Annotated in this window: 29 protein-coding genes; 2 read left to right on the top strand and 27 right to left on the bottom strand. The window is 46.4% G+C overall.

The window, feature by feature from the left end; translation table 11 throughout:
• Positions 1-15: 15 nt before the first annotated feature.
• From rpsA to FTU54_RS01625, 25 genes are all read right to left on the bottom strand, one after another.
• Complete coding sequence (rpsA, locus tag FTU54_RS01745; protein ID WP_005177527.1) at positions 16-1,692, bottom strand: 30S ribosomal protein S1; 1,677 nt, start codon at positions 1,690-1,692, stop codon at positions 16-18.
• 106 nt (positions 1,693-1,798) lie between these two features.
• Entirely contained in the window at positions 1,799-2,482 is a 684-nt protein-coding gene (gene cmk, locus FTU54_RS01740; RefSeq protein ID WP_016658215.1) for a (d)CMP kinase, read from the bottom strand.
• A gap of 27 nt (positions 2,483-2,509) precedes the next feature.
• Positions 2,510-2,941, bottom strand: coding sequence for an SRPBCC family protein (locus tag FTU54_RS01735; protein WP_104473640.1), 432 nt, complete (start codon positions 2,939-2,941; stop codon positions 2,510-2,512).
• 57 nt (positions 2,942-2,998) lie between these two features.
• Positions 2,999-3,520, bottom strand: coding sequence for a tRNA adenosine(34) deaminase TadA (gene tadA / locus FTU54_RS01730; protein WP_180074345.1), 522 nt, complete (start codon positions 3,518-3,520; stop codon positions 2,999-3,001).
• A 3-nt stretch (positions 3,521-3,523) separates the two neighbouring features.
• On the bottom strand, positions 3,524-4,648 hold the full coding sequence (locus tag FTU54_RS01725; protein ID WP_005177517.1) for an enoyl-CoA hydratase/isomerase family protein: 1,125 nt from the start codon (positions 4,646-4,648) through the stop codon (positions 3,524-3,526).
• The gene (gene ung, locus FTU54_RS01720) at positions 4,645-5,358 is read right to left on the bottom strand and encodes a uracil-DNA glycosylase (RefSeq protein WP_075174517.1); all 714 of its coding nucleotides are present in this window, start codon (positions 5,356-5,358) and stop codon (positions 4,645-4,647) included. Before ung ends, FTU54_RS01725 begins: the two co-directional genes overlap by 4 nt.
• A 41-nt stretch (positions 5,359-5,399) precedes the next feature.
• Positions 5,400-5,996, bottom strand: a complete 597-nt coding sequence (locus FTU54_RS01715) for a 6-carboxytetrahydropterin synthase (RefSeq protein ID WP_005177512.1) — start codon at positions 5,994-5,996, stop codon at positions 5,400-5,402.
• A gap of 147 nt (positions 5,997-6,143) precedes the next feature.
• Positions 6,144-7,091 (bottom strand): type II secretion system minor pseudopilin GspK, encoded by a 948-nt coding sequence (gene gspK / locus FTU54_RS01710; protein ID WP_152342359.1) that lies wholly within the window; start codon positions 7,089-7,091, stop codon positions 6,144-6,146.
• A 45-nt stretch (positions 7,092-7,136) separates the two neighbouring features.
• The gene (gene gspJ, locus FTU54_RS01705) at positions 7,137-7,772 is read right to left on the bottom strand and encodes a type II secretion system minor pseudopilin GspJ (RefSeq protein WP_152342358.1); all 636 of its coding nucleotides are present in this window, start codon (positions 7,770-7,772) and stop codon (positions 7,137-7,139) included.
• Positions 7,769-8,140 carry a type II secretion system minor pseudopilin GspI gene (gspI, locus tag FTU54_RS01700; RefSeq protein ID WP_228288776.1) on the bottom strand — a complete coding sequence of 124 codons (372 nt, stop codon included), beginning with the start codon at positions 8,138-8,140 and terminating at the stop codon, positions 7,769-7,771. The genes gspJ and gspI overlap by 4 nt, the downstream gene beginning before the upstream one ends.
• Before the next feature lie 115 nt (positions 8,141-8,255).
• On the bottom strand, positions 8,256-8,828 hold the full coding sequence (locus FTU54_RS01695) for a prepilin-type N-terminal cleavage/methylation domain-containing protein (RefSeq protein ID WP_168389795.1): 573 nt from the start codon (positions 8,826-8,828) through the stop codon (positions 8,256-8,258).
• Positions 8,829-8,833: 5 nt separating this feature from the next.
• Positions 8,834-9,448: a TetR/AcrR family transcriptional regulator gene (locus tag FTU54_RS01690; RefSeq protein WP_075166784.1), complete on the bottom strand. Its 615-nt coding sequence runs from the start codon at positions 9,446-9,448 to the stop codon at positions 8,834-8,836.
• 60 nt (positions 9,449-9,508) lie between these two features.
• Positions 9,509-10,282, bottom strand: coding sequence for a TatD family hydrolase (locus tag FTU54_RS01685; RefSeq protein WP_180074343.1), 774 nt, complete (start codon positions 10,280-10,282; stop codon positions 9,509-9,511).
• 29 nt (positions 10,283-10,311) lie between these two features.
• Complete coding sequence (locus tag FTU54_RS01680) at positions 10,312-10,653, bottom strand: PilZ domain-containing protein (RefSeq protein WP_005177501.1); 342 nt, start codon at positions 10,651-10,653, stop codon at positions 10,312-10,314.
• 11 nt (positions 10,654-10,664) lie between these two features.
• Positions 10,665-11,648, bottom strand: a complete 984-nt coding sequence (locus FTU54_RS01675; RefSeq protein ID WP_075166783.1) for a DNA polymerase III subunit delta' — start codon at positions 11,646-11,648, stop codon at positions 10,665-10,667.
• Between the two features lie 8 nt (positions 11,649-11,656).
• Positions 11,657-12,421, bottom strand: coding sequence for a 3-deoxy-manno-octulosonate cytidylyltransferase (gene kdsB / locus FTU54_RS01670; protein ID WP_168389794.1), 765 nt, complete (start codon positions 12,419-12,421; stop codon positions 11,657-11,659).
• Positions 12,418-13,434, bottom strand: coding sequence for a tetraacyldisaccharide 4'-kinase (gene lpxK, locus FTU54_RS01665; RefSeq protein WP_168381359.1), 1,017 nt, complete (start codon positions 13,432-13,434; stop codon positions 12,418-12,420). Before lpxK ends, kdsB begins: the two co-directional genes overlap by 4 nt.
• Positions 13,435-13,440: 6 nt before the next feature.
• Positions 13,441-15,165 (bottom strand): lipid A export permease/ATP-binding protein MsbA, encoded by a 1,725-nt coding sequence (gene msbA, locus FTU54_RS01660; RefSeq protein ID WP_168399630.1) that lies wholly within the window; start codon positions 15,163-15,165, stop codon positions 13,441-13,443.
• Complete coding sequence (locus FTU54_RS01655; protein ID WP_005177483.1) at positions 15,165-15,587, bottom strand: biopolymer transporter ExbD; 423 nt, start codon at positions 15,585-15,587, stop codon at positions 15,165-15,167. The genes msbA and FTU54_RS01655 overlap by 1 nt, the downstream gene beginning before the upstream one ends.
• Positions 15,588-15,595: 8 nt before the next feature.
• Positions 15,596-16,228: a MotA/TolQ/ExbB proton channel family protein gene (locus FTU54_RS01650; RefSeq protein ID WP_005177480.1), complete on the bottom strand. Its 633-nt coding sequence runs from the start codon at positions 16,226-16,228 to the stop codon at positions 15,596-15,598.
• Between the two features lie 31 nt (positions 16,229-16,259).
• Positions 16,260-17,147: a ParB/RepB/Spo0J family partition protein gene (locus FTU54_RS01645; protein WP_005177477.1), complete on the bottom strand. Its 888-nt coding sequence runs from the start codon at positions 17,145-17,147 to the stop codon at positions 16,260-16,262.
• The gene (locus FTU54_RS01640; protein WP_005177476.1) at positions 17,144-17,926 is read right to left on the bottom strand and encodes a ParA family protein; all 783 of its coding nucleotides are present in this window, start codon (positions 17,924-17,926) and stop codon (positions 17,144-17,146) included. The genes FTU54_RS01645 and FTU54_RS01640 overlap by 4 nt, the downstream gene beginning before the upstream one ends.
• 24 nt (positions 17,927-17,950) lie before the next feature.
• Complete coding sequence (gene rsmG, locus FTU54_RS01635; protein ID WP_016658229.1) at positions 17,951-18,583, bottom strand: 16S rRNA (guanine(527)-N(7))-methyltransferase RsmG; 633 nt, start codon at positions 18,581-18,583, stop codon at positions 17,951-17,953.
• An 86-nt stretch (positions 18,584-18,669) separates the two neighbouring features.
• Entirely contained in the window at positions 18,670-19,359 is a 690-nt protein-coding gene (gene murU, locus FTU54_RS01630) for an N-acetylmuramate alpha-1-phosphate uridylyltransferase MurU (protein ID WP_180074341.1), read from the bottom strand.
• On the bottom strand, positions 19,359-20,372 hold the full coding sequence (locus tag FTU54_RS01625) for an aminoglycoside phosphotransferase family protein (protein WP_005177470.1): 1,014 nt from the start codon (positions 20,370-20,372) through the stop codon (positions 19,359-19,361). Before FTU54_RS01625 ends, murU begins: the two co-directional genes overlap by 1 nt.
• 120 nt (positions 20,373-20,492) lie before the next feature.
• On the opposite strand from FTU54_RS01625, the gene FTU54_RS01620 reads away from it, so the two are divergent.
• Positions 20,493-22,958, top strand: coding sequence for an LPS-assembly protein LptD (locus FTU54_RS01620; RefSeq protein ID WP_104505484.1), 2,466 nt, complete (start codon positions 20,493-20,495; stop codon positions 22,956-22,958).
• Positions 22,958-24,256 carry a peptidylprolyl isomerase gene (locus FTU54_RS01615; RefSeq protein ID WP_168399629.1) on the top strand — a complete coding sequence of 433 codons (1,299 nt, stop codon included), beginning with the start codon at positions 22,958-22,960 and terminating at the stop codon, positions 24,254-24,256. The genes FTU54_RS01620 and FTU54_RS01615 overlap by 1 nt, the downstream gene beginning before the upstream one ends.
• Positions 24,257-24,388: 132 nt before the next feature.
• Here FTU54_RS01615 and hfq read toward each other — a convergent pair whose 3' ends face one another.
• Together hfq and miaA are read right to left on the bottom strand one after the other, a co-directional pair.
• Positions 24,389-24,907, bottom strand: a complete 519-nt coding sequence (gene hfq, locus FTU54_RS01610) for an RNA chaperone Hfq (RefSeq protein ID WP_005177462.1) — start codon at positions 24,905-24,907, stop codon at positions 24,389-24,391.
• Between the two features lie 92 nt (positions 24,908-24,999).
• Entirely contained in the window at positions 25,000-25,944 is a 945-nt protein-coding gene (miaA, locus tag FTU54_RS01605) for a tRNA (adenosine(37)-N6)-dimethylallyltransferase MiaA (RefSeq protein WP_005177459.1), read from the bottom strand.

Raw genomic sequence — 25,944 nt, 5'->3', positions numbered from 1 at the left:
CTTTTCCACGGCTACTTAGTGGTTCATCTGAGCTTTGATCAGATCACCAATAGTCTTAGGACCATTGTCTTGAGAAGCTGTTGCTTGACGTAAGTTAGCTACTGCTTCTTTCTCTTCAGCTTCGTCTTTCGCTTTGATAGACAAGTTGATAGAGCGAGACTTACGGTCAACGTTGATGATTTTCGCTTCAACTTCTTGACCAACTTCTAAGAACTTAGTTGCATCTTCAACGCGATCACGGTTGATTTCAGATGCTTTCAGAGTTGCTTCAACTTCGTCAGCTAACTTAACAGTCGCGCCTTTCGCGTCAACTGCAGTTACAGTACCTTTAACCAGCGCACCGCGTTCGTTAGCAGCTAAGAAATCGTTGAATGGATCGCTGTTCAATTGCTTGATACCAAGGCTGATACGGTTGCCTTCAGCGTCTACAGACAGGATAACCGCTTCAACAGTGTCACCTTTCTTGTAACGACGAATCGCTTCTTCGCCTTGTTCGTTCCAAGAGATGTCAGACAAGTGAACTAGACCATCGATACCGCCTGGTAAACCGATGAAGATACCGAAGTCAGTGATTGACTTGATTGTACCTGAAACTTTTTCACCTTTGTCGTGGTTCTTAGCAAACTCTTCCCATGGGTTAGCACGAGTTTGTTTGATACCAAGAGAAATACGACGACGCTCTTCATCAACTTCAAGAACCATAACGTCAACTTCGTCACCGATCTGAACAACTTTAGATGGGTGGATGTTTTTGTTTGTGTGGTCCATTTCTGAAACGTGTACTAAGCCTTCAACGCCTTCAGCGATTTCAGCGAAGCAACCGTAGTCAGTTAAGTTAGTTACGCGAGCTTTAACGATAGAACCTTTAGGATAACGGCTCATGATCGCTAACCATGGATCTTCGCCTAATTGTTTCAGGCCTAAAGATACGCGGTTACGTTCTTTGTCAAACTTAAGTACTTTAACAGTAACTTCTTGACCAACTTCAACAACTTCTGATGGGTGCTTGATACGTTTCCAAGCCATGTCAGTGATGTGAAGAAGACCATCGATACCACCAAGGTCAACGAACGCGCCGTAATCAGTAAGGTTCTTGATCGTACCTGTAACTGTTTGACCTTCTTCAAGCTGAGCAAGAAGCGCTTCACGGTCAGCTGAAGATTCAGCTTCCATAACAGCACGACGAGAAACAACAACGTTGTTACGTTTAGCGTCAAGCTTGATAACTTTGAATTCTAACTCTTTACCTTCAAGGTGAGTGGTGTCACGGATAGGACGAGTGTCTACCAAAGAACCTGGTAAGAACGCACGAACTGGACCGATGTCAACAGTGAAACCGCCTTTAACTTTACCAGAGATAACACCAGTAACGATTTCGCCGTCTTCAAAGATTTTTTCAAGTTTAGTCCAAGTTTCAGCACGTTTCGCTTTTTCACGTGATAAAACTGTTTGACCCATACCGTTGTCGAGAGCTTCAACAACAACATCAACAGTATCACCAACTTGAACTTCAAGTTCACGTTGTTCATTTAAGAATTCAGCACGGTCAACAATACCTTCAGATTTAAGGCCAGTGTCAACTGTTACCCAATCAGAGTCGATGCTTACTACAACGCCTTGGATGACAGCACCCTTTTCAACGTTGAGGTTTAATTCGCTTTCTTCAAAGAGGGCTGCAAAAGATTCGGTCATGATATTTCCGATAAAGTCAGCGGTCTTGGATCAGACAAGGCCGGTTTAGTTAAGCGTTTACATAGTCCGTATAAAACTGATCAAGCTATGCATTCGCTGAATAAATTTAGTTTGCTAATTGCTGATCGACATAACGTGTCATCAGTTGAAAGACTTCATCGATGTTCAAATCTGAACTGTCAATGATGTAAGCATCAACCGCTGGCTTGAGTGGAGCAACTTCGCGCTCCATATCCCGTTTGTCGCGAGCTTCGATATTAGCTAAAATGTCGTTTATTTTAGCATCCAGCCCCATACCCTGCAACTGTTTTACACGTCTTTGCGCGCGCGACTCTGCCGATGCAGTCAGATAAATTTTGGCTTGTGCTTCAGGAAAAATGGAGGTGGCCATGTCACGACCATCGGCTACCAGCCCCGGCGCCTGGGCAAAAGCACGCTGACGGGCCAACAATGCCGTTCTAAGTTCCGGAATTGCTGCTACTTTTGAAGCATATTCTCCGACACGTTCGGTACGGATGGTCTGGCTGACATCTTCGCCATCCAGCATGACCTGAGTGCCGGTTGCTGTGCTCTGAAATTTGATGTCTAAATTTGTTGCAATTTCGATGCATTTGCTCAGTTCGTTACTCAGACTTTCCAGCAAATCTGCCTTATGCAATGACAGCCCAAGCAGACGATACAGCGCGCCTGAATCCAGCAAGTGAAATTGATAATGTGCAGCCAGTTTGGCGGCAAGCGTACCTTTACCTGAGCCACTTGGCCCATCAATGGTAATAATTTGAACTGTCATTGCGTTTCCAGACATATTTACAGATTTTTATACAGATTTAGCCAGTTTACTTAAACCGATTTTAATTGCAGTTTTCAACTGGGCAAGAATGAGTTTACTAACAAAAGGCGCGCGTGCCTGTAGCTCAATCCGGTAGGTCACCAGGGTTTTATCTTCCGCCACAGGCTCAAATTCAATCACGCCCAAATGATGTTTCACCAACGGATTTTTAATAATTTTATATTCAATCCGCTGATTTGGCTCCAGCACCGTAATCTGCTCCTGCAAAGGCTTAACCGGGCCAAAACCCATCCGGCGCACCGAACCCACACCATCCGGGCGTTCAGGATCAGCGGAATCCTTGACACGCTTAACCTGTAAAGGTGCAAAAGCGGTGTTATAGGTGGCATGTTTCGACATTAATTCAAATACCTGTGCTACAGGCGCATTAAATTCTTTTTTAATTTGAATAGCGTTCATTTTATTGTTCCTAAAGGGATTCAATCACATACACGGCTTAGTGTAGAGGAAAATGCTTTAAAGATTCTGATCATTTAAGGACTTTTGTTGTAATTTTTGCTGTCTTTTCTGCTCACGACGCAGCTTGAAAAAATCTCTCAACTGGGCTGCACACTGGGTTTGTAAACAGCCCGATTCAAACTCAAACAGATGGTTATAATAGCCACTGTCCAGCAATTGGCGTGCACTAACCAGAGAACCGGCTTTCGGCTCGGTGGTACCAAATACTACCCGTTTTACCCGGGCATGAATCAGCGCACCCACACACATGGTACACGGCTCTAGCGTGACATAGAGCGTGGTATCTTCCGGCAAACGGTAATTTGCAATGTGGCTACAGGCCTGACGAATGGCCAGAATTTCAGCATGCGCGGTAGGATCATTCAGGGAAATGGGCGCATTATAGCCCGCCCCAATGATCTGGTTCTGACTAACTAAAATTGCCCCGACAGGAATTTCTCCCTGCGAGGCCGCTAATGCAGCCTGCTCAAAAGCATGCTGCATCCAGTATTCATCAGAATAAGCTTCTACATCAGACATAAATCAGCTGATAACACCATGACGTTTCAGTAGATCATTCCAGCTTTGAATTGACGTCACCGGTGGATCATCGGCCAGAATACCTTTTAGGCTGCGATCAGCGCCCTGCTTCCACTCTGGAGATAAATCCTTATCGACCAGGCGGGCACGCACACCCTCAACAAAGTCAGGGTGATTGATTTTCCAGGCCGAAATCTGGGTTTCCAGTTCAAACACTTCATTCCATGAATGCACCTGTTTGCCCCATTGCCATAATAACCAGCTTAGGGCTGCAGTTGTCAGTGAACCTTTTTGCAGGTTTTCACTGGCCTGACGCAGCCAGTCGCTACGCGCATCACTTAAACCGACAATTGCTTCATAGTCATGTTCAAAGTTGACACCACGACACACGCTATGAATTACATCCAATGAATTCTGTAATGGTCCTGGTCCAACCGGACGATGCATACTGTTCAAAGTGTCATCAATAGCACGGAAATCACCGGCCGGATAATGATCCCAGTCAATATTAATCATCCGGTCCAACACCACATCACGTGCGACATCACAGATATGTGTGGCCCAGCCAATTCCGTAAGCGCCGGCGGCAGTCATAATCGAACCGGTTAAACCAGTGAACAGACCAATAGCACCCCGATCTGCCAGAAAGCGCGATGCACCTACATCTGGATAAAGACCGATATTAATTTCCGGCATTGCCAGACGTGAATGCGGGGTTACCAGACGGAACGGCGCTGCCATAAACAGACCCAAACCACCGCCCATCACATAACCTTCACCCCAGACCAGAACCGGTTTGGCATAGTTATGCAGCAACAAATCCAGCGCATATTCCTGTTCAAAGAATTTATTGGCTGCCTCAACTTCGTCATTAATCACCAGTTGACGCAGTTTGCGCACATCGCCACCGGCACAGAAAGCTTTTGGTGTAGTGGAATCGAGCCAAATGGCTTTCACCTGCTCATCCGTATGAAAGTCCTGAAAGACTTCCAGTAAAGCAGTCACGATAGATTCATCCAGTGCATGCAACGACTTTGGACGGTTCAAACGAACAATACGCCAGCCATTTTGTGCTTCTTCAACAATTAAATCGGGATGATACTGTTTCAATACGGGAGTTTGTGTCATGCGTCCAGCTGCCAGTCTATAGGCTCAATGCCATGTTGTTTCAGGTAATTATTTGTTTTTGAAAACACTTTACATCCAAAAAAACCACCACGGTTTGCCGCCAGCGGCGACGGATGTGCGGCTTTCAAGATTAAGTGTTTATTCGGATCAATGCGTTGTCCCTTACGCTGTGCATAGGCACCCCATAAAATGAACACAATATGCTCACGCTGTTCATTTAGGACATCAATCACATGATCTGTAAATTCTTCCCAGCCCCGCTTCTGATGCGATGTTGGCTGTGCAGCCTCAACAGTCAGGACACTGTTTAACAGCAGCACACCCTGTTCCGCCCAACGGGTTAAATCGCCATGCTTGGGAATATCTAGCCCCAAGTCGGTATGTAACTCATGGAAAATATTACGTAAAGATGGCGGTAATGCAACCCCTCTCTGCACAGAAAAGCTCAGGCCATGTGCCTGATTCGGACCATGATAAGGATCTTGGCCCAGAATAACGACTTTGACCTGCTCTAGCGGCGTGGTATTTAGTGCATTAAAAATTAAGCCACTTGGTGGATAAATCACTTTATTGGCTTGTTTTTCTTCGAGTAGGAATGCTTTTAAGGCATCCATTTTCTCACCCAGCAAAAAATCGCTCAGGGCATATTTCCAGCTCGCATCTAACTGAACCTTCTCCAGTTGCGCGTGTTGCTGTTCAGTTAAAGACATACCTGTATTAAATCCTTTATATCCATGTCAGGATGTGTGTATTAGAGTTTAACCTGTAAATCTACGCTTGGGTTTTGGAATTTAATACCCTGTTTCAATTTTTCATACATCTCGGGATCTGACCATTCCGCGCGCACCTGCGCTGAAAACTCGATCTGATCCAGGGCAAGCCGTCCCATTTGTTCGTTTTCAATATCTTCTAAAAAGCTTTGCGCATAACCGGTATCGGTTTCATGCACAATTACCGAATAGACTTCAACATCACCTTCACCATTCTGGGTGATGGTTGAGGCCAGCACCTGCTGCGCCAGAAAGAAGAAAATACGGGAAAACTGCTCGGCAGATGGCGATACTGGTAAAGAGACCCAGCGTGCACTGAAGTTTTGGCAGGCCTGAATATAATCCGGATTGTCCTGTTGCCAGAAACAGATCGCATGATCGAAAGAATCAAAAATTTCTTTAATCACACCTTTTAGCAAGCCAAAATCATAGACCATTTGACCATGATCTAATTTCGTTGCCTTAAGTAACAGCTCAACTTTATAGCTATGGCCGTGTATTGAACGTTTACAGCGGTCTGAAGTGCAGTTACGCACAATATGAGCATTTTCAAACTTAAATAACTTACGAATTAACATGTGTCCCGATCAGGCCAGATTATTTGTGAATCGACTATTAATTATAAAGCAAAATTAAAGGAATAAGCATTAAATTTGCTGTTTAACTTGATAGCTAAAACCTATCTCGCTTTATGCACAGTGAAAATTGCGCTGAAAGGCTGTGTTTTAAAATGGTGCCATGCTGCGATAGGCCACATAAACCGTTTTTTTATCGCGCACCAGATCACTACTAAACTGGCGTTTGCGTTCACTCAGCATCACTTCAATTTTTGCCTTAAAGTAATTGGACTGTACCCCCAGTAAAGCACCGACCTGAGCTTTCAGGGCGGCATCCACCTGTTTAAAGGCATCCAGCTCCCACAGTTCCTGCGTATTGGCAAAATGCTCCAGATTGGCCTGACGCTGTTCCAGCACCTGCTGAATCTGGTTCACATCCAGCTTGTCATCAATACTGGCCAGCACCAAAGCCGGTGCCGTATTGATGTTGATACTGGTACTGCGGTTCGGTAAAGCACTGACATAAGGCAGCAACAGCTGATATCGGCCTTCTTCAAAGCCGCGTACCTGTTTCAGTTCTTCGACACTATAAAACAGGGAATTTGAAGGTAAATAACCATTAGGTAGGCCCTGATAATAGCTACTCTCGGCACCCATCGGCCCGATGGGTAAATCATCGGCATCTTGCCAGTCAATTACCGCTTCACTGATTTGGGCAGGCAAGCCAACACGCACCAGCAGCCGTTCAAAATACAGTTTGGCATTTTCATTAACATTGCCATTGTCATTCAGCAAGGCATTTAAATTGAACTTCCCCGATTCATCACTCAACACACCCGCCACAAAACCATCTTCGACAGGAAAGGCTGGCATCGGCTGGGCCCAGTTTTCTTGCAGATGATCGACCTCGGCAGCATTTTCAGCATCATCTTTGAGCAATTCAGCGAAGAAGGCTTCGGCACTTTTGGCATAGAGCAAGGATTGGTTCTGTCGCATTAAATAAGCAGTACTTTCTGCGGTATAGGCCTGACGTTTGGCAATGGTCGCCGCCAAAATGGTGGCCAATACCACCATCATTAAAATGGTGATTAGCGCAATACCCTGTTGCTGCTTCATGTTCTGTCCCATTGCCCCATTCACTGCCTATCTTTAGTGCCTGTTTTATGATGTGGTTTTATTGTCTGATTTCAGGAAGTCAGTATTTAACAGGCTAAAAATCCATTCATATTGTACATCTTGTACGGTTAAATTTATTTTAATGCCTTTTGGCAGTTTGCGTTTTTGTTGATTATCATTTAAGTCAATACTGCTGTCTGGCCAGTTACTCAGTTCCTGCGGATTCAGCACACTAACCTGAAACTGGCTAACATTGTCCAATAATACGCTGGAAACCGGCTGATCCTGCCCGGACTGATGCAAATTGGCATATTTCAGACGATACAGTTTTTGTTCGTCGGCCCGGTACTGATATTCAATCCGTTCAGTGGGGGCAATGCCCTGCTGCAAAGGATCGGTCACACCGGTCTTGCTAAAATTAAAACGGCCGTTTTGTAATACCAAAGCTGGCTGAATATCATTATTGATGTTGGCCGTCAGCGGTACAATCTGAATGCTGTCACGCAAGATTTGCTGATAGGCACCCTGCAATCCTTCTAACTGCTGTTCATGCCACTGGTTACGGTCTTTGACCTTGACCAGATAATCAAATACTTTCCAGCCTAAGGCAGACAGCACCGCAAAGATGGCAATGGCCACCAGCAGCTCGACCAGAGTAAATCCGCGTTTAGCCTTAATCATTGCGCCACCCGATGATTAAAAAACACCAAATGGGTGATGCCGGCTTCAACCTGACCGGTATCGGGGTTAAATAAGCTGACCTGCACTTCTACCCGCTGCACATTCGGGCTAATGGTCGGCTGTGCGCTTTTATCAATTTGCCAGCTTTCACCTTGCAGGGTGACCTGTTTTGATTGCGTACCCGTCAGCCAGTCCTGCTGGATTTCCATTAGAGCCTGTTCATTTAAGGCCACAAACTGTGCTTTGGTTCTTAAAATGGCATGAGAGGTGGACTGGGTATATTGCATGGCCACTTGAGTCAGCGCCATGGCAGCTGTAGCGAAAATCGCCAGTGCCACCATCACTTCTAATAAGGTAAAACCGGCAATACGCTTGAATCGGGTCTGATGCGGATATGCTCGTAATCGGTACGCGGATGTTGAACAGCTGGAAAAAAGCCGGCTCAGTTTTTGCAGATCAGGCGATAAGAAGGCTGAAAATAATCTATTCTTCATTCACGATCTTACCCAGATGATCAATTTCGATTTCAGCCCCAACCGGACGCTGCTCGAAATAAAACTGAATCCGTACCGGTTTAATTTCGCCATTACCGAGCCAGATCAGTTTCGGCGCATCGCCTTGCAGCAAGGCGGCATTCTGCGCATTCTCAAAGCCGTGTTGTAAGGGCTGAATCTGAAAGCTCACCCCATCGGGCAAACTTTGCATCTCAAATTCGGCATATTTTTGCCAGCGGGTCGCGGTTTGACTGAGCATGACGCTTGAACTGTCGGTAGCGGTGGTTGCTGGCAAATATTCCAGAACTTCATAACGAAATGGTGACACATCGCTGGCATTTTGAACATTTAGAGCCAGCACACGCGACTGATCGTCTGCTTCGCGTTGCAGCTTCTTCACATCCATCAAAAACACTTCACGTGCCTGCATGGCGCTGCGCTGGTCCACCCCGCCAATATTCATCAGCACCAGTGAGGCGGCAATGGCCATGACCACAATCACCACCATCAATTCAATGAGTGTAAAACCACGAACAGATGAGAAGTGATGCGATCTAGTCATGAGGTTTAAGCGATCTGTTCGAGATGTTGAACTTGTTTCGGCAAGGCCAGTGCCTGGTCAATATAGGCCACGCGCAAGGTGTCACGTGAACCCAGGTAACGCTGATAGAAACTGGAGTTTAGAATGGCCGCCGCGCCGTGCGTCAAGGACCAGATCGAAGCCAGATAGTCACGCACCGACATTTTGCTCTGAATTGATTCCAGATAATGCTCAGTCATGCGAATAATCAGACGCAGGCGCTGTTTACGTACCTGATACAGCTCGTTAAACAGATGGTTGATGCCCATACCAGTAGTCGACAGGCGCTCTTCAATCTGATGGAACAGTACCGTGCGCTCAGGATGATGCAAGTGATGCAGCATAAAGAAGGCCAAATGTTCAGGAAACTTTTTCTCAGCATCCTTGATCATTTCGAGCAGCATGTTCTCATTACGAATAATCAGCAACATGTACAGCTCGTCTTTACTCTGGAAATGTTTATAAAGCGTGCCTTTGGCCAGGTCTAATTCTGCGGCCAAGGCATCAAGCGTCATCCCTGCTTCGCCATTTTCTAATAGCAACTGCTCTGCCACTTGAAAAATTAAGGTTTCTCTTGCTCGAAATTGAGCCTGACGATCCATCTTCACCCTATAAACTCTCTCTTATGCACTTATCGGTCAGTTTTAAAAATTTCTAGATTTTTACTTTTGGTTCAAGAGGTTTTCAAAATTCTGCATGGTTATGAAAGCCATCTCTTCCAGTGACTTATCATATACATCACTCAGGGCTTTGGCTACATATGGGACATATTTTGGTTCATTTGATTTACCACGATATGGCATTGGTGCCAGATACGGTGAATCGGTTTCAATCAGAACGCGATCTAGTGGCACCTGCTTGGCCACATCCCGTAAATCCTGGGCATTTTTAAACGACACAATACCCGAGAAAGAGACATAGTAACCGCAGTCCAGCACCGCTTTGGCGGTTTCCCAATCTTCGGTAAAACAGTGCAAAATCCCATGGGTTGATTTTTCCGCGCGGATAATATCAACCGTATCATTCTTGGCTGAACGGGTATGCACCACCACCGGTTTTTTTACAATTTGCGAGGCATGGATATGGCGGGCAAAACAGTCTTTCTGCTCGGCAATAAAATCGGTACTGTGATAATAATCCAGCCCGGTTTCCCCCAGCGCCCAGACTTTTTCCGGTTGTGCCAGCTCGACCAGATAGTCAGTGGTGGCACGCGCCATGGTGGCAGCATCCTCACAAGGATGCACACCCACGGTATAACCGACATCTGCATGACGTGCGGCAATTTTTGCCAGTTCGATATGGTCGTCCAGATCGACCGAAATACTCATAAATTTAGATACGCCGGCTTCTCGCGCCTGCGCCAATGCCAGATCCAGATTTCCATCATACGGAGTTAAATCGAGCATGGTTAAATGACAATGCGTATCTACAAACACAGGCGTTTCCTACAACAACTTAGAACAGACTACATAGTGTAACTGTTTCGATTTGAAGACTTAAGTCCTGCCAGTAGTCTTTCTGCTTCTGCTTTGTAATACAGACCCTTTTCACCACTGAGTTGAATACCAAAGCCCTGTAATTTCACCCCATTCTGTTTTTGTGAAATCCAGATTACTTTACCGGTCAGTGGAATTTTTTGTGATTGTTCCGGCAAGGTCGCCAGTACAAAGATTTCTTCGCCCATCTGCACCGGTTGCTTGGAAGGAATAAACAGTCCGCCATCGACCACATAGGGCATATAACTTAAATAGAGCGTTTCTAGATCTGGAATATTGGCCTGGATAATTCCGCCCATACGTGGCTGCATACTGTTTCCCCTTAAAGATTCATCAATTTTATACACAGCTGATCAAGAATCAGATTGCTTTGAACATTCTGCTCTGTCATCTGTTTTGATTGTTGTATATCACTATAAATATCAAATAATGCTTCCAGCGAATACTGCTCGGCCAGCGCGCTTAGTGTCAGGTCGATGTTTTTCACCGGTTGATTTAGCTTGACACAAATCAAATCTGACAACAAGTATTCAAACATCTGACCAAATTCACTAAAACTCAGCTCTTTATTCCACTTGGTCGCAATTGCCATCGGCATATTTTTTTGACTGACCAATTTTTGCCAGTCTTGCACAAAGTCAGCGCGCTTAAAGAACCAGTCCTGCTCGGCCACCTGAATGGCTTGCAGCGGCATCTGATTGGACAGGTTCATCAGCAGCTGTTTTTGCTGCTCGCTGCTTTCCGGCAAGTGCTGGCTTAAAAAATCATGGGCCAGTTCCGGGGCAATCCGGTCGAGGGCAAAATGCTGTAAACGACTGCGAATAGTCGCGGGCAGCTTTAGGTAATGATCGGCCAGCAGGATAATCACCACCCGCTCGCCCGGCTCTTCCAGTGTTTTCAGCAAGGCATTGGCAGAAGCAATATTCAAGGCCTCTGCCGGCTCAATCACAATAACCCGCCAGCCATCTACGGTTTGTTGCACAAATGGTAATAAATCACGGATCTTCTCGATCTTAATTTTCGCGTTTTGTTTTTTATTCTCTTCATCGATCGTGATATAAACATAATTCGGATGCGTATCTGATTTTAACCATTGACAACTGCCGCACTCGCCACAGGGCAGATTGCGCTCATGACGATGCTGGCACAAAATCCAGGCCAGAAACTGCTGCGCAAAAGCTTCTTTGCCACAGCCTTTTTTACCATAAAACAGCAGTCCATGGCCCAACTGGGGAAATCTGCCCGTTAGTGTATCCCAAACTGTTTGCTGCCAGGGATAAATCTGCGCAGTCACTTCATTCTGCATGGCCAGCTCTACGATTCAAAATGCGCAAGATCAAGCGTATTCAAACGATCCAGATCTTCCTGGGTATCGACACCCGGTGGTAAATTGGCTTCAGCCACGGCAATCGCAATCCGATGTCCATTTTCCAGCACCCGCAGCTGCTCCAGACTTTCCAGACGCTCCAGCAGACCCATCTCCCAAGTCACATATTCCTGTAACAGTTTTACCCGATAGGCATACAGGCCCAAATGACGATAAGCCTGATCATGCAATTGCGGCACGGCATTTTTCGCCCCGTCACGATCATAAGGAATGGTCGCGCGGCTAAAATACAAAGCCTGATTGTGCTTGGACATCACCACTTTGACAATGCTGTCACGCTGGAACTCATCCAGTGCATGAATCGGTTCACACAGTGTCGACATCGAACAGCCGGGCTGATCAACCAAGAGCTGCGCCACCTGTTTCACCAGCTGCGCGGGCAACAAAGGTTCATCACCTTGCACATTGACAATAATGTCATCACTGGCCCAGCCTTTAATCCGCGCTACTTCACTTAAACGGTCAGTCCCAGAAGGATGATCTGCTGAAGTCAAGACCACATCCACCCCTTCAGCGCGGCAGACATCGGCAATACGTACATCATCTGTCGCCACACATAAGTCATCAAAACCTTCGACTTTTTTGGCCTGATCCACCACCCGTAAAATCATGGGACGGCCATGAATTTCAAGTAAGGGCTTACCCGGTAAGCGTGAACTGGCAAAACGTGCAGGAATAACGATGTGTTTCATAACTGTCCTTCATTCAGGGTCAAACCCAGCTGCGCTAACTGTTGATGCAAAACCTGATAACAAGCAGGTGACAATACCGCTTCAACCGGCACCACCCAGATTTCCCGGTTAAAATCAGGATACTGTTTCAGCAAGGGCAAAATTTTCACCGCATCTTTTTCGGTGGTAATAATCGGTTGATGATCTTCAAACTGCAAGTCATCAATTTCATAATCATGATGATCTGGAAATTCGTGGCACTGGAATTGCTGGATGCCCATCGACTCTAAGGTGCGATAAAAACGCTGCGGAAAACCAATCCCAACCACGGCATAAAAAGCATCTTGCGGATTAAACACCTTACCCTCTATGGCATTAAGTAAATAAGGCTCGGCCACTTCCAGATGCATATTCAGCGCTGAACCTGGCTGTGCTGCATGTTCAATCACGGTTGCCGTATCAAGGCGGCTTTTCGGCTCTCGCAAATAACCTTCAGGCAGAATTTTTTCATTGCCCAGACCGCGGTTATTGTCCAGCACAATCCATTCCAACTGGCGATTGAGCGCCAGATGTTGTAAACCATCATCACTAATAATCAGGTCCAGTTCATGTCTGGACAGCAGCAATTCAATACTCTGCTGACGATTGGCACCGACCGCCATTGGCGCACCGGTAGATTGTACAATCAGACAGGGTTCATCGCCGACCATGTCCGGCGTCGATTCAAAATCAACATAGGCCGGGAATGGGCCTTTGCCGCCATAGCCGCGGCTAATTACGCCAACACGCACATTCAGGCTATGCAGATAATTAACCAGATGAATCAGCAGCGGCGTTTTGCCGCTACCGCCTACGGTAATGTTGCCAATCACCATCACCGGCACTGGTGCGGTATAGGCTGCTTTCATCCCCGAAGCATACAGCTTCTGATTCAGCACACTGCCACCACGATATAACAGCGCCAACGGCCGTAGCACAACCAACCATTTGGCTTGCTTGTTCCAAGCGTCCTGAATGAATTGTGCAAATGACATGGCTGATTATTCCTCGAAATTGCGCTGATGCAACTGATAATAAGCACCCTGCTGGTTTAACAGTTCCTGATGGGTACCCTGTTCAATAATACGCCCTTGATCCATCACAACAATACGGTCGGCATTTTCGATGGTAGATAAACGGTGTGCAATGACAATGGTGGTACGATTCTGCATCGCTGCATCAAAGGCACGTTGAATAAAGTATTCAGATTCATTGTCTAATGCACTGGTCGCTTCATCCAGAATCAGGATCGGTGCATTTTTCAAAATAGCACGGGCAATCGCGATACGCTGACGCTGACCACCGGACAGGTTTAAACCCTGCGCACCGAGTGGTGTGTCATAGCCTTGTGGTAAGGCCATAATAAAATCATGCGCATACGCCGCTTTAGCCGCCGCGATAATCTCTTCATCCGAGGCACCTTCCAGCTGACCATACGCAATATTTTCACGCACGGTACGATTAAATAGCACCACCTGCTGATTGACCATGGCAATTTGGGTACGCAGGCTATTCAGTTCAATCTGATGAATATCCAGCCCATCCAGTTTGATCCCGCCTGAAGATAATTCCTGAAAACGCACCAGCAAATTGACCAGTGAGCTTTTGCCCGCCCCTGAACGTCCGACCAGTGCCACGGTTTCACCGGCTTTAACATTCAGGCTAAAGTCATGAATGGCATGATGGCCATCGGCATAGACCAGATTGGCCTGATCAAATTCAATATTGCCTTTTAAGGCTGGAGTTAAGGTACCAGTATTTTTTTCTTCCGGCATATCCAGCAGTTCAAATACAGAATGCGCCGCCGCCATACCGCGTTGCAGTTTTTCGTTGATATCGGTTAGCGCTTTAATTGGTTTGCTCAGCATCCCGGCAGCAGTAATATAAGCCACAAATTCACCAGCTGAGGTATCGCGTAAAATTTCCGGGCGCAGTGCAATCCAGATCACAATGGAAAGTGCAATCGACATGATCAGCTGTACCACCGGACTGTTGAGCTGCTGCACAGCTACCATTTTCAGGCCGCGGCGCAAGTTTTCCAGTGAGTTCTGTTTAAAGCGTTCCTGCTCGTATTGATGACCGGCAAAACCTTTCACCACCAGATTGCCGTTTACAGTTTCCTGCACCACGTGGTTCACATCACCCATGGTATCCTGCACCTGAATTGACAGCTTACGCATACGCTTGGCGGCTTTCCGGATTAACAGGCCAATCAGCGGGGCAAAAATCAGGATACAGATGGTCAAACGCCAGTTGCTATAAAACAGGTAACTAAGCAAGGCGATGGTAATTAAACCCTGTTGCAGCAAGGTACGCAAAGATTCGGTGGAAGCCGCTGTCAGCTGCTCCACGTTATACATGATTTTGGCAGTAATGTGGCCACTGGTATTGTCCAGATAATACTGCGACGGTAAGCGCAGCAATTTGGCAAATACTTCCTGGCGCACATTAAACACCAGATTACGTGAAATGACCGCGGTATAGTAGCCGCCCAGAAACAGGCCGACACCACGGAAAAACATCAGCAACACCACCAGAAAAGGAAACAGGTGGGTGAAGGTGTAGTCTTTTTCCTGAATTGCCGTAATAATTTTTTCCAGCAACTTGGCCACTGAAACTTCAGTCGCCGCATTGATGGCAAAACCCACCACAACCAGAATCGCGATTCCCCAGAAAGGTTTTAAATAACCGAGTAGACGCAGGTAGACTTTATAATCCGGATTCACTAATAGCCTCGAGTTGGTACTTTCGTACTGATGTTAATGTTGACGAAACCCAGTTGTCCCGCAACATCCATGACACGAATCACATCCTGATGAGAAGCTTTCGCGTCTGCCGCAATGATAAACATTAAATCACGTCGATCATTGGAAATTTGTTTAATTGCTGTATTTAAATCAGCAACTTCCTTGCTGGAAAGCGCCTGCCCGTTGACCGAATAATGCCCGGAAGCATCGACCACCACCTCGACTTTCTGGTCATAGGCTTTCGGTGGCACCCCTTGCGCTTCCGGCAAGGTCAGGTTCATCCGGCTAAACTGGTTAAAACTGGTGGACAGTAACAGGAACACCAGAATAAACAGCAAACAGTCAATCATCGGTGTCAGGTTAATATGAATATCTTCCACTTGCGAGCGTTTGAATTTCATAGGTCACCTTAGCCTGCTTTTTTAATGTCTTCATCAACAATCTGGGTTTGATGAAACAGCGCAGCATGAAACAATGTCGCCTGCTGTTCCAGCTCGGCCACATATTCCTGTACCAGACGCTGGAAATAACGGTAAGCAAATAAAGCCGGCACTGCAATCAGCATACCCGCTGCGGTGGTAATCAGTGCTTTGGAAATCCCCGGAATCATTAAAGTCGGATTGCTTGAACTGATATCAATCATCAGGAAAGATTCAATAATCCCCAGAACGGTCCCCAATAAGCCCAGCAACGGCGCCACAGCACTTAAAGTCCCGAGGAAATTAATATTTTTTTCCAGATAGCCAATTTCCTGAGAGGCTGTCGCTTCCATCTGCGCACGCGCAAACTGTTCAGACTGGTGTTTATTTTGCGCACCAGCCATAAAGATTCGGCCCAAAGTACTGTGCTGTAAATTTTCCGATTGCTGCAACTGCTGTAACACGCCTTGCACCGGCTGTCCGGTTTGTAATTGCAAGGCTTTCGGCACCACACCGGCACGCTTAAGACGTAAAAAACGCTCAATACTGATGGCCAGCGTAAACACAGAGCACAACAGTAACGGCAGCATCAGCCAGCCGCCTGCTTTTACCAATTCCCACATTCGATTTTCCCCAATAAATCTACAATAAAAATTAATCAGCCAAGCAGATATTTAAAATACCATCTAGTTCTTCTAAGGAGTGATAGCTGATCACCAGCTTCCCCTTACCCTGCTTGTTATGATCAATTTTGACATTGGCACTGAAACGCTCTGACAGACGTTGTGTCAGTTGCTGAATATCCGGTGCCGGTTCTGCTTTTGGTTTTTCTGTTTTTGGTGCGCTCCAGTCACGCACCAGCTGTTCGGTCTGACGGACCGACAAACTCTTTTCAATCACCAGTTCAGCCACTTTCAGCTGATCTTTGGCTTTTAAGGTCAAAATGGCGCGCGCATGGCCCATATCCAGCAGCCCTTGCTGCATCAGGTCTTTAACTTCTTCAGTTAAAGTCAACAAACGCAACAGGTTACTGACCGTAGTTCGTGCCTTACCGACGGTGTCGGCAATTTCCTGATGGCTCAGACCAAACTCGTCATGGAAGCGCTGCAAGGCCATGGCCTGATCAATCGGATTCAGATCCTGACGCTGAATATTTTCAATTAAAGCCAGTGCAATCGCCACCTGATCGGTCAGGTCACGGACAATTGCCGGAACTTCGGTGAGTCCCGCCAGCTGTGCGGCACGCCAGCGACGTTCACCAGCAATAATTTCATACGGATGCTGTTCGTCATCAATCGGACGAATCACAATCGGTTGCATGACCCCGTGTTTTTCAATCGAGGCGGCAAGTTCCTGTAAGTCCTGTTCATGGATAAAACGGCGTGGCTGATATTCACCCCGTTTTAATAAATGCACATCAATCTGTTTTAGCTGACCATGATCCAAAGACTGGGCTTCAAGTTGTAATTTTTCTTTCTGGATCGACCCAAGTAAGGCATCCAAACCACGACCTTTGGCGAGTCCGCGTTTTTTTATGGTCATGCTTTACTTCCTTTTTTCACTTTGCTTTTCTTTAACATTTCAGCTGCCAGATTCAGGTAAGCAACTGCACCCTTTGAACTTTTCTCAAAATAAATTACAGGCAAACCATGCGCCGGTGCTTCGGCCAGACGCACATTACGTGGAATCACGGTGTCATACAGCTTTTTGCCAAAATACTGTTGCAGCTCTTCAGACACATCACGGGTTAATGCATTACGCGCATCGTACATGGTTCGCAGCACACCAATAATTTCCAGCTCTGGATTTAAAGCCTGCTGAATCCGGTCGATGGTCTGGGTTAAATCGGCCAGACCTTCCAGCGCATAGTATTCACATTGCATTGGAATCATCACGCCCTGTACCGCAGCCAGCGCATTCACGGTAATTAAGCTTAAGCTTGGCGCACAATCGACAATAATGTAGTCAAAACTTTTTTCAATTTCGCCCAGTGCATCACGCAGAATAAACTCGCGCCCTTCCTGCTCGGCAATAGCCAGTTCCACACCGGACAAATCACGGTTTGCACCTAAAACCTTATAACCCACTTCCGATTTGGTAATGGCCGTTTCAATTGGCACTTCGCCCAGCAACACATCGGTAATGGAATATAGAAGGTCGTTTTTTTGGATACCAGAACCCATCGTGGCATTTCCCTGTGAATCCATATCCACAAGTAAAACGCGCTTTTTCAAAACAGCTAACGATGCTGCCAAATTTACTGCGGTTGTAGTTTTACCGACACCACCTTTCTGGTTCGCAATCGCAATAATTTGTGCCATGGTAACCCCAATCCTTAGAATGAATTAAATATGTTTTAATAAAAGTAGATGACGCTGTTCGTCCAGACGTGGAACTTTTAGCTCGATAATTTCACAGCTGAACTCATCTTTCAATGCTTCAACCTCATCGGCCGGAATCAGACCTTTCATGGAAGCAATAATACTCTGTCCATGCATAAACGGTTTTGATGCCGCCACAAAATCGGTCAGAGATGCAAAGGCACGGCTGGTGATGACATCAAACTGGCCTAACTCACGGATACTGTCTTCATTTTCGACTCGGGTTTGGACCGCCACCACGTTTTGCAGTTTCAGATCGGCAATAAACTGCTTCAAGAAACGGATTTTTTTGCCATTCGAGTCCAGCAACACGCACTGACGTTCCGGCTGACATAAGGCAATGATCATGCCCGGCATACCGCCACCGGTACCAATGTCCAGCAAACGGCCGGCAGGTAAATCGTTGAGAATACTCAGGCTATCGAGCAAATGCTTGACCAGCATTTCTTTCGGATCACGAATTGCGGTCAAGTTATACGCTTTGTTCCATAGCACCAAAGCATCTTGATATTGGAGTAATAAATTTAAAGTCTCATCGCTGAGCTCTAAACCCAAGGCCTGACTACCCTGCTTAAGTTCCTGAAAAAACGTATGCATAAACAATGAACGTCTCGAAAAAGTTAGCTGAAAGTATACCGATTTATCTGCCAAGTCACAGCAGCGAGTGCTTAGTGAATATGCACTTAAGCGTACACACCTTGCTGAATTTGTTGATCCAGTGCATTTAATCGCTCAGGAGTGCCAACATCTACCCAGACACCCTGCAATTTGCTGGCGGCAATTTTTTCATCCTGCATGGCCTGTTTCAGTAACGGTGCCAGTGGACGCTTACCGCCTTCCAGGCCCTGGAACATCTGCGGATCAATTACAGCAATACCACTATAGGTCAGATTTTCACCAGATTTTTCCTGATCAAAGGTATAGGCTTTTTGTTCCGAGAGGGTGAAATCGCCTTGCGGATGCTGCGCCGGATTCTCTACCAGCACCAGATGCGCCAGCTGATTCTCTAGCTGTACCGACAATAATGGCGCAAAATCCATGCTGGTCCAGACATCGCCATTGACCAGAATAAAGGGCTCATTACCGAGCAGCGGCAGCGCGTTAATAATCCCGCCTGCGGTTTCCAGACCTTCGCCTTCATGCGACCAGAGAATATTAACGCCAAACTGGCTGCCATCCCCCAAAGCCTGAGCCAGTTTTTCACCCAGCCAGGCGGTATTGATCACAATTTCGGTTACGCCAATACGCTGCAGTTTTTCGATATGCCAAACAATCAGCGGCTTACCGCCCACTTCCAGCAAGGGTTTAGGCGTATGCAAGGTTAAAGGACGCATCCGGTTACCTAAACCGGCAGCAAGAATCATGGCTTTCATCAGGCAGCCACCTCATAACGGCCATATTTGGCTTCAAATGCTGGCATAACTTTTTCACGAATAAACTGCATAAAAGGCTGCAATTCGGCATAAGGCTGCGATTCTTCCAGTAGATACCACATCACGCGCGGCAAATCTTTTAAGTAACCCGATTTGCCATCACGCTCGAACAGGCGCACAAAAATACCCAGAATCTTGATATGACGCTGAATCGCCATCAGGTCGGCGTCTTTCTTGAACTGCTCAAAATCACGCTCCTGCTTGGCGCTTTCCGGCAGCAAATCATAAAAGGTTTTAAACCAGCGATAGACACGATCTGCATTCCACTGCACGTAGGCATCACGGGTAATTGAAATCAGATCATAGGTATCGGCGCCAATTACCGCATCCTGAAAATCAATCACCCCAAGTTCGGTTTCACCTGCAATTTTCATCAGGTTCCGGCTGTGAAAATCACGATGTACAATCACTTGTGGCTGGGCCAAAGCCGCATTGGCCAGAATAGCAAAGGTACGCTTGATTAACGCGCTCTCTTCTGCGGTTGGCTGAATCTGTAATGAGGGCAACATCCAGTCGGTGAGCAGCTCCATTTCACTGATCAGTTTTTCATAGGAATAGTCCGGGAAATGGCCTTCGCCAGCAATGGACTGCAATTGGATCAGCTGCTTAAAGCTTTGTGCATAGTAGTCATCGACAGTCTGTTCATTTAACAGGGTCGAGAGCAATACATCACCAAAATCTTCCAGTAGCAAAAAGCCCTGCTGCAGATCTTTGGCGATGATATGCGGCACGCGTACACCATGCGCATCAAAAAATTCATCAATCGTCACAAAAGGACCACAATCTTCTTTTTCTGGTGGTGCATCCATCAGCATAAATGTTTTATTATTCAATTTGATTCGTGCATAACGACGGAAGCTTGCATCGCCTGCTAAAAAATGAGTTTCAAATTGATCTGAACCGAGTACAGATGTAATCCATGTTTGTATCAATTGTTCACGTTGTGTATTCATTTGCAATAAATTCTAATACAGGCTGAGTTTTTAAAGTGCTAAGTGTAGCTACTTCTGCGCTTTTTCTCTATGATGCGACAATAATTAATTGCGATTAAGCACTCTTGGTTAATGAGACAAATGAAGCATCAGTTTAAATTTAATCCTTTAGCGACTGCGATCTTGACCCTGTTATGTGGACACGCGATGAGCAGTCATGCAGAGACCACAGAGCCCGCTTCATCCATCACCAATCAACAACTCAAACAGAGCATTCAGGATGCTTATCCGGGCCAGTCGTTTTTTGAACAGTATTATGTCGATAAAACCGCGCCGGAAGCCCAGCAGCGTTTTGGCCAAGAGCTGAGTTCAGCCTATTGTCAAGGTGCCTGGGTCACGCCAATTAGCCCGGACACCGTGGCCGTTGCTGCTGAAGAAGCCACCTCGACCGTTACCGCTGATTATGGTCACTATAATCCTAATGGGGATTCGGTTTTAGAAGGCAATGTGGTAATTGACCAGCAAGGCCGCCAGATTCGTGCCGATAAAATTACCATTGACCAGACCCAGACCTATGCCAGTGCCGAAGGCCGGGTACAAATGGCGCAAGCCGGTTTACTGGCGCAAAGCGACCAGATCAATTACAACCTGAAAACCCAGCAAGGCGATTTACACAACAGCTTCTATATTGCAGAAGAACAGCACGCACATGGCATGGCGGAAAAGATTGCCCGCACTTCAACCAATACCTTGGTATTGAACAATGCCACCTATAGCACCTGCCCGCCTGAACAGGCACCGACTTGGAAAATTCAGGCCGATGAAATCAAGCTAAATCAGGAAACCGGTCGCGGTGAAACCCGTGGCACCAAACTGTATGTAAAAGATGTGCCGGTGCTGGCAGTGCCATATTTTAACTTCCCGATTGATGACCGTCGTACTACCGGTATTTTGACCCCGAGTTTTGGCTTTACCAATGATGGTGGAGTTGAACTGGCGGTACCGGTCTACCTGAACCTGGCTCCAAACTATGATGCCACCGTGACACCACGCTATATTGGTGACCGTGGCCCGATGCTGGAAGGTGAATTCCGCTATCTGACCGAGAATTTTGGTCAGGGTCAGATCTGGGGCGGCTACTTGGCCTCTGACAATAAATACAATGATGAAGATCGTAAGGATTTTCACTTTCTGCATAACTGGCAGATTAACGAGCAGTTCAATACCAATCTGGAATATAACTACGCTTCAGATAAAGACTATTTTGCTGACTTAAACAACAACCCGAACTCCAGAACCGACCTGAACTTACGCCGCGCCTGGGAACTAAATTATCGCAATGGCATTCCGGGTTTAAGAGCGCAGCTAAAAGTTGAAGATTTCCAGACGCTGGACCCAACTATTCCAGATGAAGACCGTCCGTATGCGCGTTTACCACAGTTCTTATTGAACTATAAAACCGGGAATCCTCAAGGTTTCCAGATCGAGTTTAACCACGACACGGCTTACTTCAAGAAAGATATTAACAATCTGGAAGCCAGTACCACCGACCTGAACAGCTATGAGCCAAGTGGTACCCGTATCTATAACGATTTTAAAGTACGTTATAACTACCGCAACCCATGGTCTTTTGTGATTCCAGAAGTATCACTTCGCAACGTCAACACCTTCTTTGACAAAGACACCCAAAACGCGCTGAATCAGTTTGATTCATCTAGCGAAACCAAATCGGTGACGGTACCGCAGTTTACCCTGGACGCCGGTCTGACCTTTGAAAAAGAAGGTCGCTTCCTGCAAACCATTACCCCGCGTGCCTTCTATGCCTACGCGCCGTATCAGAAGCAGGATGGCCATCCAAATTTTGATTCAGCCACTGCTTCCATTAATTATGACCAGCTGTTTAGCCCATACCGTTTCTACGGCCATGACCGCCTGGAAGACAACAACTTCCTGTCACTCGGTTTAAGCTACAGCCTGTTTGATGAAGTAGGTTTAGAGCGGATTCGTGCCAGCCTGGGTCAAAGCTTCTTCTTTGAAGATCGCCGTGTGACCCTGGAAAATACTGCAGACAGCTTTGATACCGAAAGCCGCACCGGCCCGGTAGTGAGTCTGGCCAGCCAGTTAACCGAAAACCTGAATATTGGTGCCAATGCCGCCTGGATGTCAAACGGTGACAATGCCCAGCGCGATCTGCACCTGTTCTATACCGGTGAACAAGGCAATTTATACAATGTCGGCTATATTAACCGTCGTCATATTCCAAACCGTCAGGATCATTATGATCAGGTGGTGGCCTCGTTCATTCAACCGGTCTACAACAACTGGCGTATTCTGGGTCATGCCCAATACGATTTGGACAATAGCGTCGCCCGTGAATATTTACTCGGTGTGAACTATGAATCCTGCTGCTGGGGCATCTCGGTATACGGCCGCTCTTATTATAATGATCTGGATGATGTCTCCGATCACAACGTCAAGCCGAAACGCGCCATCATGGCCGAATTAAACCTGAAAGGCCTCGGCAGTTTCAACAATAAACTTGCATCTTTACTTGAAAACCGTATTTTAGGGTTTAATAGAACTAATCAAACTTGGACACAACGTTAATGAAGACACCACAGTTAAAACAATTTTTTAAAGCCACAGCCTTAGCTTTATGTATTTCTTCAGCTGCACCTGCTTTTGCACAAACTGTAGATCAGGTCGTGGCCGTGGTGGATAACAGTGTCATCCTACAAAGTGATTTAGCGCAAACCGCTGCCGAAATGCAGCAACAATTACAGGCACAAAACAAAACCGTGCCACCGGCCCAATATTTACAACAACAAGCCTTAGAACAACTGATCGTGCGTCAGGCACAGCTGGAACAGGTCAAACGTTACAACATCAAACCTGATGAAAAAGCCTTAAATGAAGCGGTGATGCGTGTGGCCCAGCAAAATAGCAGCAAAAGTCTGGAAGATTTCCAGCAGAAAGTCGACCGTATTGCACCAGGAACCTACGCCTCGTTACGCAACCGTATTGCTGAAGATTTGGCAATTAACCGTCTGCGCCAGCAAGTGGTGATGTCACGGATTAAAATTAGCGATCAGGATGTCGACAACTTCCTGAAAACCCCGCAAGGTCAGGCCGCTTTAGGCAGTCAGGCGCATGTGTTGCATGTGCGCGTATCCGGTGAAAATGCACAGGCCACCGCGGAACAGGTTAAAACTGCACTGAATAACAGCAATGACCTCAATGCCATTAACAAGCAGTTCAGCACAGCTGCCACCAAAGTTGAATCGGCTGATATGGGTTTCCGCAGCCTTTCTGAAATTCCGGCTGAACTGGCTGCACGTGTAAGTGCACTTGACGTCGGTCAGACCACTGAGCTGATTGCAGTCAATGATGGTATTCATGTGCTGAAACTGGTCGATCGTAAAGCTGGTGAACAGCGCGCGCTGGTCCCACAATATCAAACCCGTCATATTCTGATTCAGCCAACAGAAGTGGTGAGCCCAGAAAATGCCAAGCACATGATTGACAGTTTGTATAACCGCCTCAAAGCCGGTGAAGATTTTGCAGTGTTGGCCGGTACTTTCTCAACCGATACCGGTTCTGCCCGTGATGGCGGTAGCCTGGGCTGGGTTAGCCCTGGAGTGATGGTGCCTGAATTTGAACAGCAAATGAAAAGCACCCCGGTAGGTGAAATCAGCCAGCCATTTCAAACCCAGTTTGGCTGGCATATTCTACAGGTGACAGATACCCGCCAGCAGGACATGACCCGCGAATACCAGGAACGTATGGCACGCCAGATTCTAGGTGAACGTCAGTTTGATACCGAACTGGACAGCTGGTTACGTGAAATTCGCAGTAATGCCTTTGTCGATATTAAAGATCCAAACCTGGACCGTAAAAATAACTAGGTCTTAAAAAATGAAAAACCAGTGCCTGCACTGGTTTTTTTAATTCTGGCTTTTCACCTCGCCATCAATAGCAATAAAAAAACCGCTGAATTCAGCGGTTTTTTATAAGAGGACTTAAGCCATTAATATTGATTAACGGTTGTTGTCATCTTCTTGAGAATCTTCAAATTTAGAGTCGTTGTCAAAACCAGAAGCTTGACCACCGAAGCCAGCGCCTTGACCACCGAAGCCACCTTGACCGCCGAAGCCGCCGCCTTGACCACCGAAGCCGCCTTGACCACCGAAGCCGCCTTGACCACCGAAGCCACCTTGACCACCGAAGCCGCCGCCTTGACCACCGAAGCCGCCTTGACCACCAAAGCCACCACCTTGTCCGCCGCCGAAGCCACCACCTTGACCACCGAAGCCACCAGCACCTTGAGCACCAGCAGGTGCACCAGCAGGACGTGGATTACGTGCAGGTACAACTGTAGAAATCGCGTGTTTGTAAACCATTTGGCTTACTGTATTTTTTAATAGCACCACATACTGGTCAAAAGATTCGATATGACCCTGTAATTTAATACCGTTTACAAGGAAAATAGAAACTGGAATACGTTCTTTACGGAGAGAATTCAAGAACGGATCTTGTAAAGTTTGACCTTTAGACATGTTATAACTCCAAAAATAATTAAAAATCAGCGCAAAAACTATCTTTATTTTTCAATTAAAATTTATAAAAAAGACAGTTCATAAATTTTGCTTTATCCGTAACAGTTTCGCAAGTCTTCTTGAGCCTGCTTTATCGTAAAATATGTTTGAATTTTATGCGATTCCTGCAACGATCTGAGCCAAGTATATTGACGTTTTGCAAGTTGTCGTGTTGCAAATAGGGCCTTATCCTCCATTTCCTGCTTTTTATTGAGACTTTTATCACTTTTCTTTAGAAATTCTAAAGCTTGTCGGTATCCAACAGAGCGCATAGAGGGTAAATTCTCATCTAAATCGTATTTTTCAATAAGCCTTTCTACTTCATTCAAAAAACCCATTGACCACATTATTTCTAATCGTTTTTCTATACGTTGATGTAATTCTACCCGATCTGGCAGCAAGGCGTGATTATGAAAAGTGTAACGATATGGTACATTTTTGGGCTGTTCTGCTTGTAGTTTGGTAATAGGTTGACCGGTTAACTTGAACACTTCCAAGGCCCGGATAATCCGTTGCTTATCGCTGACTTTAAATTTCTGTCCGGCTAAAGCATCTACCGTGCACAATTCGGCATACACCGCTTCCCAGCCTTCACGTGCAGCCTTATCTTCAATTTCAGCGCGCACCGCATAATCTGCACTTGGCAAATTACTGGACAACCCTTCCAGCAAGGCCTTGAAATACAGCATAGTTCCGCCCACCAGAATCGGGGTTTTGCCACGCGCATGCATATCATCAATTAAAGCACAGGCATCTTCTACAAACTGCGCAGCAGAATACACCTCTAAAGGGGTAATAATATCAATCAGATGATGCGGATAACGCGCCTGCTCGGCTTTGCTTGGTTTGGCGGTGCCAATGTCCATATCCTGATACACCAAAGCGGAATCGACTGAAATCAGCTCAAAATGCCCCAGTTCATAGAGTTCACACGCCAAAGCAGTTTTACCGCTTGCAGTAGGTCCCATTAAATTGATGACCGGCAATTGATTTGACAT

Origin of the sequence: Acinetobacter sp. YH12116 (assembly GCF_013418895.1) — a bacterium.
GTDB classification, from domain to species: domain Bacteria; phylum Pseudomonadota; class Gammaproteobacteria; order Pseudomonadales; family Moraxellaceae; genus Acinetobacter; species Acinetobacter indicus.
Note: the sequence above shows the minus strand (reverse complement) of the source record. Positions and strands in the feature narration are given on the sequence as shown.